At 71.8% G+C, this 9486-nt stretch carries 7 protein-coding genes; all 7 read right to left on the reverse strand.

Features of this window, described 5'->3' with window-relative positions:
* Positions 1–3: 3 nt before the first annotated feature.
* Entirely contained in the window at positions 4–2256 is a 2253-nt protein-coding gene (gene mrdA, locus ACFYQQ_RS06750) for a penicillin-binding protein 2 (protein ID WP_355781956.1), read from the reverse strand.
* A 128-nt stretch (positions 2257–2384) separates the two neighbouring features.
* Positions 2385–3053: a rod shape-determining protein MreD gene (gene mreD, locus ACFYQQ_RS06755; RefSeq protein ID WP_355781959.1), complete on the reverse strand. Its 669-nt coding sequence runs from the start codon at positions 3051–3053 to the stop codon at positions 2385–2387.
* A gap of 12 nt (positions 3054–3065) precedes the next feature.
* A complete protein-coding gene (gene mreC, locus ACFYQQ_RS06760; RefSeq protein ID WP_355781962.1) occupies positions 3066–4004 on the reverse strand; it encodes a rod shape-determining protein MreC in 939 nt (312 codons plus the stop codon).
* A gap of 155 nt (positions 4005–4159) precedes the next feature.
* Positions 4160–5179, reverse strand: a complete 1020-nt coding sequence (locus tag ACFYQQ_RS06765; RefSeq protein ID WP_037747701.1) for a rod shape-determining protein — start codon at positions 5177–5179, stop codon at positions 4160–4162.
* Positions 5180–5544: 365 nt separating this feature from the next.
* Complete coding sequence (gene ndk / locus ACFYQQ_RS06770) at positions 5545–5958, reverse strand: nucleoside-diphosphate kinase (RefSeq protein ID WP_355781966.1); 414 nt, start codon at positions 5956–5958, stop codon at positions 5545–5547.
* A 277-nt stretch (positions 5959–6235) separates the two neighbouring features.
* The gene (locus ACFYQQ_RS06775; protein WP_356168881.1) at positions 6236–6595 is read right to left on the reverse strand and encodes a DUF4233 domain-containing protein; all 360 of its coding nucleotides are present in this window, start codon (positions 6593–6595) and stop codon (positions 6236–6238) included.
* 3 nt (positions 6596–6598) lie between these two features.
* On the reverse strand, positions 6599–8119 hold the full coding sequence (locus tag ACFYQQ_RS06780; RefSeq protein ID WP_388903766.1) for a bifunctional folylpolyglutamate synthase/dihydrofolate synthase: 1521 nt from the start codon (positions 8117–8119) through the stop codon (positions 6599–6601).
* Positions 8120–9486 lie beyond the last annotated feature (1367 nt).

Below are 9486 nucleotides of genomic sequence, written 5' to 3' on the forward strand. Positions count from 1 at the left end.
CGGTCATGCGAGGGTCCTTTGCCGCTTGCGCGGGCGGGTGGAGCGCCTGCGGGTGTCGCGGTTGGTCGGGTCGGGCGGGGCGGTGGTGCCGGCGGGCTGGTCCGGGTCCGTGCCGGCGGGCTGGTCCTCCTCGCTCGCCTGCTGGTCCTTGACCGGGTCCGGGGAGACCTTCGGGGCGTCGATCGAGCCGTCCGGCTGGATCTTCGGCAGGGTCTTCTGCGGGGTGGGCAGCAGCGCCCGCTTCTTGTCGATCGCGCCGTCCTCGGAGACGCCGTACAGCGCGTTGTAGACCTTGCGCACGGCGGGGCCGGAGGCGCCGGAGCCCGTACCACCCTGGGAGATGGTCATGACGACCGTGTAGTCCTTGGTGTACGTGGCGAACCACGAGGTCGTCTGCTTGCCGTAGACCTCGGCCGTACCCGTCTTGGCGTGCATCGGGATCTCGTCCTGCGGCCAGCCGCCGAATCGCCAGGCGGCCGTACCGCGGGTCGCGACTCCCGCGAGGGCACCGTCTATCTCGTCGCGCGTCTTCCGCGTCATCGGCAACTTGCCGTGCGAGGAGGGCTTGATCTCCTGCACGTCCTTGCCGTCGGCGCTCACGATGGCCTTGCCGACCGTCGGGTCGTACAGGGTGCCGCCGTTGGAGATGGCGCCGTAGATCGTGGCCATCTGGATCGGGGTCACGAGCGTGTCGCCCTGGCCGATGGAGTAGTTGACCGCGTCACCGGCGCGCATCTTGTTGCCTTCGAGGCAGTTCTCGTACGCGATCTTCTGGACGTAGTCGCCGTCCTTCTTGCCGGTCTTGCACCAGGCGTCCTTGTTGGCCTTCCAGTAGTTCTGCTTCCACTGGCGGTCGGGGACGCGGCCGGTGACCTCGTTGGGGAGGTCGATGCCGGTCTCCTTGCCGAGGCCGAACTGGTGGGCGGTCTTGTAGAACCAGTCGTTGGGGTGCTTCTTCGGCTTGTTGCCGCCGTCCTTCTGCCACTCCTGGTGCGAGAGCCGGTAGAAGACGGTGTCGCAGGAGACCTCCAGGGCCCGGCCGAGGCTGATCGAGCCGTATCCCTTGGACTCGAAGTTCTTGAAGACCTGGCCGCCGAGGTTGTACGAGCTGGAGCACTCGTAGTTGCCGTCGAAGGGGTAGCCGGCGTTCACGGCGGCGGTGGTCGGGATCACCTTGAAGATGGAGCCGGGCGCCGCCTGGCCCTGGATGGCGCGGTTGAGCAGCGGGTAGTTGGACTTCTTGCCGGTCAGGCGCGCGTAGTCCTTGCCGGAGATGCCGCCGACCCAGGCGTTCGGGTCGTAGCTCGGGTTGGACGCCATGGCGACGACCCGGCCCGTCCTGGCCTCCATGACGACGATCGCGCCGGCGTCCGCCTTGTAGTTCTCGCCGGTGTTCTTGTCGAACTCGGTACGGGCGGTCTTCATCGCCTCGTTGAGCTCGTACTCGGCGATGCGCTGCACCCGGGAGTCGATGCTGGTGACGACGTTCGCGCCGGGCTGGGCCGCGTCGCTCTCCGCCTTGCCGATGACACGGCCGAGGTTGTCGACCTCGTAGCGGGTGACGCCCGCCTTGCCGCGCAGCTGCTTGTCGTACTGGCGCTCCAGACCGGAGCGGCCGACCTGGTCGCTGCGCAGATACGGCGAGTCGGTGTCCTTGGCCTTCGTGATCTCCTCGTCGGTGACCGGGGAGAGATAGCCGAGCACCTGCGCGGTGTTGGCCTTGCCCGGGGCGGCGTAGCGGCGGACGGCCTCCGGCTCGGCGGTGATGCCGGGGAAGTCCTCGGAGCGCTCACGGATCTGCAGGGCCTGCTTGGGCGTGGCCTCGTCGGTGATGGGGATCGGCTGGTACGGCGAGCCGTTCCAGCACGGCTGGGGCGTCTTGGCGTCGCACAGCCGGACCTTCTCGATGACGTCCTTGGGCTTCATGCCCAGCACGTCGGCGAGCTTGGTGAGAACGCCCTTGCCGTCGTCCTTCATCTTCAGCAGGTCGGTGCGCGAGGCGGAGACGACCAGCCGGGTCTCGTTGTCGGCGATCGGGACTCCGCGCGCGTCCAGGATCGAGCCGCGCACGGCGGGCTGCACGACCTGCTGGACGTGGTTGCCGGAAGCCTCCTTGGCGTACTCGTCGCCGTTGCGGATCTGGAGGTACCAGAGCCGTCCGCCGAGGGTCCCGAGGAGGGAGAGCACGAGGATCTGGATGACGACGAGCCGGATCTGGACCCGTGGGGTCCGGCCGGTCTCGGGGATGTTGGTCACTGCGGCTGCCTCCCCCTCTCAGTGTGTGGACGAGTGGTACGTGTACACGGCCCGCCTGTGCGCGTGGACGGCGCGGCCGGCGGGCTGCCCCGCCCGTGCGGGCGTCCGCTCCCCTTGCTGACGCTTCCTCACAGCCGCTTGACCCCCTTGATGCGTCCGGCGCGGGCGACGCGCGCACGGGCCGCCTTGACGCGCAGGCCGCTGCGCTGACTGCCGATGCGCAGTCCGGTGCCGGAGGAGAGCCAGCCCGCGGAGACGTCGGCCGCCTTGGCGGCGTTGGTGTCGGCGAGCGGGTCGTTCTCGGCGCGCCGGGCGAGGGCCATCAGGCCGGGCACCACGAAGGGGGCGAGCAGCAGGTCGTACAGGGCGGCGGTGAACAGCAGGCTGCCCAGGCCGACATGGCGGGCTGCCGTGTCGCCGACGAGGGCGCCGACTCCCGCGTACAGCAGGGTCGAGCCGACCGCCGCCGCGACGACGACGGCCATCGGGCCGGTCGCCGACTTGAGCCGGCCGTTCTCCGGCTTGGCCAGTCCGGCGAGGTAGCCGATGACGCAGAGCACGAGGGCGTAGCGGCCGGCGGCGTGGTCGGCGGGCGGCGCCAGGTCGGCGAGCAGGCCGGCGCCGAACCCGACGAGGGCGCCGCCGACATGGCCGTAGACCAGGGCGAGGGCGAGGACGGTGAGGAGCGCCAGGTCGGGGACGGCGCCGGGGAGATGCAGCCGGGCGAGGACGCTCACCTGGATCACCAGGGCGACGACCACCAGGGTGGCGGAGAGCAGCATCCGGTTGAAACGCATGGGATTCGGCTCCTACTGCTGCTGGCCGTCGACGGGCGCGTCCGCCGAGGGGGTGACCGTCACGGTCACCGTCGGCGTGGGGGTGGGCTTGGGCTTGGCCGGGAGCACCTCGTCGCGCGGGTCCTTGCGCGGGGCCTCCACGACGACGCCGACGATGTCGAGCTTCGTGAACGAGACGAAGGGCCTCACGTAGACCGTGCGGGTCAGGTCGCCGCCGGAGGGGTCGACACGGGAGATCACGCCGACCGGGACGCCGGGCACGAACGGCTTGTCGGCCTGCGAGCCGAAGGTGACCAGCCGGTCCCCCTTGGCCACCTTGGCCTTGCCGTTGAGGAGCTGGACGCGCAGCGGGCGGTCGCCCTGCCCGTCGGCGAAGCCGAGTTCGTCGGTGGACTCCATGCGCGTGCCGACGGTGAAGTCGGGGTCGTTGGCGAGCAGTACGGTCGCCGTGTTCGGGCCGACGGTGGTGACCCGTCCGACCAGGCCGTCGCCGTTCAGGACGGTCATGTCGCGCTTGATGCCGTCGTTCGCGCCGACGTCGATGGTGACGGTCCAGGAGAAGCCCTGGGCCGCTCCTATGGCGATGACCTGGGCGCCCTTGATGCCGTACTGGCCGGCGCCGGCCGTCTTGAGCATCTTGTCCAGCTGCTTGACCCGGCTGCGGTTGCGGTCGTCGCTGCCGAGCTTGGCCTTCAACGCCGCGTTGTCGTTCTCGAGCTGGGCGATGCGGTCGTGTCGGTCGCCCGAGTCGCGGACGGCGGCGACCGCGTTGCCCACGGGGTCGACGGCGGAGGCGACCCCGTTCTCGATCGGACCGAAGACGGTGGCCGCGGCGTGCCGGGCACCCTCGACCGGTGAGTCCTCCCCACCGCGGATGTCCACCGTGATCAACGCGAACGCGATGGCGATCAGCAGCACCAGGAGCAGCCGGCTCTCTTTCGTGTCCCTCACGTGCGGCGGCCGTGCCTTCCTCGTCGGAATTGTTCGGGAATTCGTTGACGGACGCCCTGGTCAACACCGGGCGTCTTGGGGGAGCTTATGCCTCTATATCAACGATCCGCCGTACGAGAAGGGATCGTCTCGTACGGCGGAATCGAAGTGTCGTGTCATCGCCGGGGCTGGGCGTCCAGAACCTGCTGGAGCGCCTCGAACTCCTCGACGCATTTGCCGGAACCGAGCGCCACGCTGTCCAGCGGGTCCTCGGCGATGTGGATCGGCATGCCGGTCTCCCGGCGCAGCCGCTCGTCCAGACCGCGCAGCAGGGCTCCGCCGCCGGTCAGAACGATTCCGCGGTCCATGACGTCACCGGAGAGCTCGGGCGGGCACTTGTCGAGCGTCGTCTTCACGGCGTCGACGATCGCGTTGACCGGCTCCTCGATGGCCTTGCGGACCTCGGCGGCGGAGATGACCACGGTCTTCGGCAGGCCGGAGACCAGGTCCCGGCCGCGGATCTCGGTGTGTTCGTCATTGTCGAGGTCGTACGCGGAGCCGATCGTGATCTTGATCTGCTCGGCCGTCCGCTCACCGAGGAGGAGGCTGTACTCCTTCTTGATGTGCTGGATGATCGCGTTGTCCAGCTCGTCACCCGCGACGCGGATGGACTGGGCGGTGACGATGCCGCCGAGCGAGATGACGGCGACCTCCGTGGTGCCGCCGCCGATGTCCACCACCATGTTGCCCGTGGCCTCGTGGACCGGCAGGCCGGAGCCGATGGCGGCGGCCATGGGCTCCTCGATGATGTGCACCTGGCGGGCGCCCGCCTGGGACGACGCCTCGATGACGGCGCGGCGCTCGACGCCCGTGATGCCCGAGGGCACACAGACGACGACGCGAGGACGAGCGAGGTAGCGCCGCTTGTGGATCTTCAGGATGAAGTAGCGGAGCATGCGCTCGGTGATCTCGAAGTCGGCGATGACGCCGTCCTTCAGCGGACGCACGGCGACGATGTTGCCCGGGGTCCGCCCGATCATCTTCTTCGCTTCCGCGCCGACCGCGAGGATGCCACCGGTGTTGGTGTTGATCGCGACGACGGACGGCTCGTTGAGAACGATCCCGCGACCCCTGACGTACACCAGCGTGTTGGCGGTCCCGAGGTCGACAGCCATGTCACGGCCGATGAACGACATTGAGTTCCCCATCAGGATTCGTCTGGCCTTCCCAAGTGGAGCTTTTGATGGCTTTTTAGGACGGCGAGGTGGGTGCTGTGACGTGAAGGCTTCCATCGTAGACGCGCCTGCACGAACACTGCGCGAGGGTCTTCGCCAATTCTCAGCAGATGACGAGTCGCCTCGCTTCTGGAGACGGGCCATCGGGGGCATGCGTTCCCCCGATCGGCACGCATATGCCGGAGGACGGCCGAAATACTCCGGCCGCCCCCGCCCGAATCGGCCCTTCGGCTGACGTGCCGTCAGAAAAAAGATCGTTCCGTGCGGCGGCCCGGCGGCTCCCCCGGACAGCCAACTCCGCGCCGGGCGCCCGGCGCGGCGGGAGGTCAGGCCCGGCCGGGGAAGAAGATCTTCAGCTCACGCTCGGCGGACTCCTCGGAGTCGGAGGCGTGGATCAGGTTCTCCCGGACGATGACTCCGAAGTCGCCCCGGATGGACCCGGGCGCGGCGGCGATCGGGTCGGTCGGGCCGGCCAGGGCGCGGACGCCCTCGATGACGCGCTCGCCCTCGACGACGAGAGCCACGATCGGGCCGGACGCCATGAAGGCGACGAGCGGCTCGTAGAAGGGCTTGCCCTTGTGCTCGCCGTAGTGCTGCTCCAGCGTGTCCTGGTCCAGGGTCCGCAGTTCCAGCGCGGTGATCTGCCAGCCGGCCTTGCGCTCGATACGGCTGATGATCTCGCCGGTCAGGCCGCGACGGACGGCGTCCGGCTTGAGCAGGACGAGGGTGCGCTGGCTCACGGTGGTGGCTCCTTCGATCACATGGTGTGCGGGCTCAGAGGCTACAGGGCCGCTCGGAGGGGACGTTACTCAGTGTCAGGCAGGGCCCTGCCCCGGAGGGCCGCTGAGGCCCTGCGGGACAGGGACCCCGCTGCCACGGTGACCGAGGGGTCCGGCGCCGGTCACGCTCGGGCACCGGGGGCGGGCTCTCCGGGGCCCGCGCCGCGCGCCGCTGTCGGTACGTCACGGGGCGCGGCGCGGGCCCCGGAAGCCGGGACCGGTCAGGCGCCGGGACCGGTCAGGCACCGGACGGGCTGCTCGTGCCGCTCTGGGCGGCGAAGCGGGCTGCCTTCGCCTCGTCGATCTTGCGTCCGTAGTGGATGGAGGCCCACCACAGGGCCGCGAAGACCGCGCCCATGAAGAACATGGTCGGGACGACGAAGCCGGAGGCGATCAGGGCGACCTGCAGGGCCCAGCCGAGCTGGAGGCCGCCGGGCCGGGTGATCACGCCGCAGAACAGCACGCACAGCGCCATGGCGATGCCGCTGACCGTCCAGACCGTGGCGACGTCGAGGTCCGGGTCCTTCATGGCGACCAAACCGGCGAAGCCGATCACGAAGAACTCGCCGATCAGGGTCGATGCACAGAGCGTACGCACGGGTCAGCCCCTCCCCAGGAGCAGTCGGGCCTCGCCGACGGTGATGACGGAGCCGGTGACGAGGACGCCGCCGCCGGCGAACTCGCCCTCCTCCTCCGCGAGGGTGATCGCCGCCTCCAGCGCGTCGTCCAGGCGCGGCTCCACCTGGACGCGGTCCTCGCCGAACACCTCGACGGCGATGCCGGCCAGTTCGTCCGCGTCCATGGCGCGGTGGCTGGAGTTCTGGGTGACGACGACCTCGGCGAAGATCGGCTCGAAGGCCTCCAGCAGCTCGCGCACGTTCTTGTCGCCGCTGGCGCCGACCACGCCGATCAGCCGGCTGAAGTCGAAGACCTCGCTGACGGCCTCGGCCGTGGCGCGGGCGCCCGCCGGGTTGTGCGCGGCGTCCAGGACGACGGTCGGCGAGCGGCGCACGACCTCCAGCCGGCCCGGCGCGGTGACCGAGGCGAAGGCCTTGCGGACGGTGTCGATGTCGAGGGCCTGGGACTGGGCGGCGCCCACCCCGAAGAACGCCTCCACCGCGGCGAGCGCGACGGCCGCGTTGTGCGCCTGGTACGCGCCGTGCAGCGGGAGGAAGACCTCCTCGTACTCCCCGCCCAGTCCGCGCAGGGTCAGCAACTGGCCGCCGACGGCGACCTGGCGGGCGACCACGCCGAACTCCAGGCCCTCGCGGGCCACGGTGGCGTCGACCTCGACCGCCTTCTTCAGCAGCACCTGGGCCGCGTCGACCGGCTGCTGGGCCAGGATCACGGTGGCGCCCTGCTTGACGATGCCGCCCTTCTCCTGGGCGATCTCGCCGGGGGTGGAGCCGAGCCGGTCCGTGTGGTCCAGGTCGATGGGGGTGATCACGGCGACGTCGCCGTCGATGACGTTGGTGGCGTCCCAGCTGCCGCCCATCCCCACCTCGACCACGGCCACGTCCACGGGGGCGTCCGCGAAGGCCGCGTAGGCCATGCCGGTCAGCACCTCGAAGAAGGACAGGCGGTACTCCTGCCGGGCGTCGACCATCTCGACGTAGGGCTTGATGTCCTCGTACGCCTCGATGAACCGCTCGGCGGAGACCGGCGCGCCGTCCAGGCTGATGCGCTCGGTGACGGACTGGACGTGCGGGCTGGTGTACCTGCCGGTGCGCAGCTCGAAGGCGCCGAGCAGCGCCTCGATCATGCGGGCCGTGGACGTCTTGCCGTTCGTGCCCGTGATGTGGATGGAGGGGTACGCGCGCTGGGGCTCGCCCAGGACGTCCATCAGCGCGCTGATGCGGGCGACCGACGGCTCCAGCTTCGTCTCGCCCCAGCGCGTGGCGAGCTCGGCTTCGACCTCGCGCAGCGCCTTGTCCGTCTCGGGGTCGGCCGGGCGCGTCGGTACGTCCGACTGCGGCAGGCCGCCCTGGGTGCGCAGGGTGCGGCTGCCGGCCTCGATCACCGCGAGGTCCGGGTCGCGCTCGGTCTCGTGCGCGACGATCTCGTCGAAGGAATCGAGCGGATCGGACTCGCTGCTGTCGTCGTGCGGGGGGAGCTCACTCACGGACCCCAGTCTACGGAGCCCCACCGCCACGCGACGCGGGGGCGCACACCGGGCGGATTCCGGCTCCTCGGGCCGCCCCCGCCCCCCGGGGGCCGGGGCGAAGCCCCTCGGGGCCGGAGGCGGGGGCCCCGGCGCGAAGTCCCCCGGGGTCGGGGGGCGAAGCCCCTCGGGGGGCCGGGGGCGGACCTCACCCCGAGGGCACGGGCGAAGCCCACCGGCCGGATGCCGGGGTGTGAGCCCACGGCCGGAAGCCGGGGCTAAGCACCCCGGAGGGCGGTGCAGGCACCCGGGTATGGGCCGGGGCCAAGCCCCCGGGGGCCTGGGGCGGAGCCCACCGTCGAGGGTGCGAGGCGAAGCCCCCGGGGCAAGAGGGGCCGAGCCCCCGCCGAGGGCACGGGGCAAAGCCCGCCGCCCGGGGGCGGGGCCAGGGTCGGGGCCCGCCGCCGGGGCGGAGCCCACAGCAGGGGGTCGGGGTGAAGCCCGGGATCGGGAGCCGGGGCGAAGCCGGGGGGCCGGGAACCGGGGGCCGGGGCGAAGCCCGGGGCGAGAGGCCGGGGCCGGGGGCCGGGGCCGGGGGCCGGGGCCGGGGGCCGGGGCGGAGCCCACCCCGAGGGTGTGGGCGAAGCCCTCGGGGTGGGCTGGGGCGAACCCCCGGGAGCCTGGGAGACGCCAAGCGTCGAGGGCGCGAGGCAAACCCCCCAGGGCAAGGGGCCGACCCCCCGGTCGAGGGTACGGGGCGAAACCCGCTGCCCGGGGGCAGGGCCGGGGTCGCGGCCCTGGGCCGGGAGGCCGGGGCGAGACCCAGGGGCCGGACTTGGTGGCGATGCCCACCGTCGAGGGCCGGGGTAAAGCCCGGGCCGGGATCGGGGCGAAGCCCGGGAACCGGAACCGGGAGCCGGGAGCCGGGAGCCGGGAGCCGGGAGCCGGGAGCCGGGCGAAGCCCACGGCGAGAGGCCGGGGCCGGGGCGGAGCCCACCCCGAGCGTGTGGGCGAAGCCCTCGGGGCGCGCCGGGGCCAAGCCCCCGTGAGCCAGGGGTGAAGCCCACCGTCGAGGGCCGGGCGAGACCCACGGCCGGCCCCAGTGGCAAGGCCCACCGCCGGGGGTGGGGATGAAGCCCGGCGCTCGGGAGCCGGGGACGCCCGAGAGCCGGGGACTGGGGGTCGGGGCGAAGTCCGAGGCCTGGAGCCGGTGGCCAAGCCCACCGCCTGGGGTCGGGGTGAAGCCCGGGTCGGGAGCCGGGGACTGGGGATTGGGGCGAAGTCCGGCGCCGGGAGCCGGGACCAAGGGCCGGGGCGAAGCCCGAGGCCGGAGGCCGGGGGCCGGGGGCCGGGGGCCGGAGGCCGGGGGCCGGAGGCCGGGGGCCGGG

It is taken from the genome of Streptomyces sp. NPDC005496, from assembly GCF_042872045.1.
Taxonomy (GTDB): Bacteria; Actinomycetota; Actinomycetes; order Streptomycetales; family Streptomycetaceae; genus Streptomyces.

Bases quoted from the DNA above. Each gene is read 5' to 3' on its own strand.
- mreD (WP_355781959.1), bottom strand. From the start codon at position 3,053: ATGCGTTTCAACCGGATGCTGCTCTCCGCCACCCTGGTGGTCGTCGCC.
- ACFYQQ_RS06765 (WP_037747701.1), bottom strand. From the start codon at position 5,179: ATGTCGTTCATCGGCCGTGACATGGCTGTCGACCTCGGGACCGCCAAC.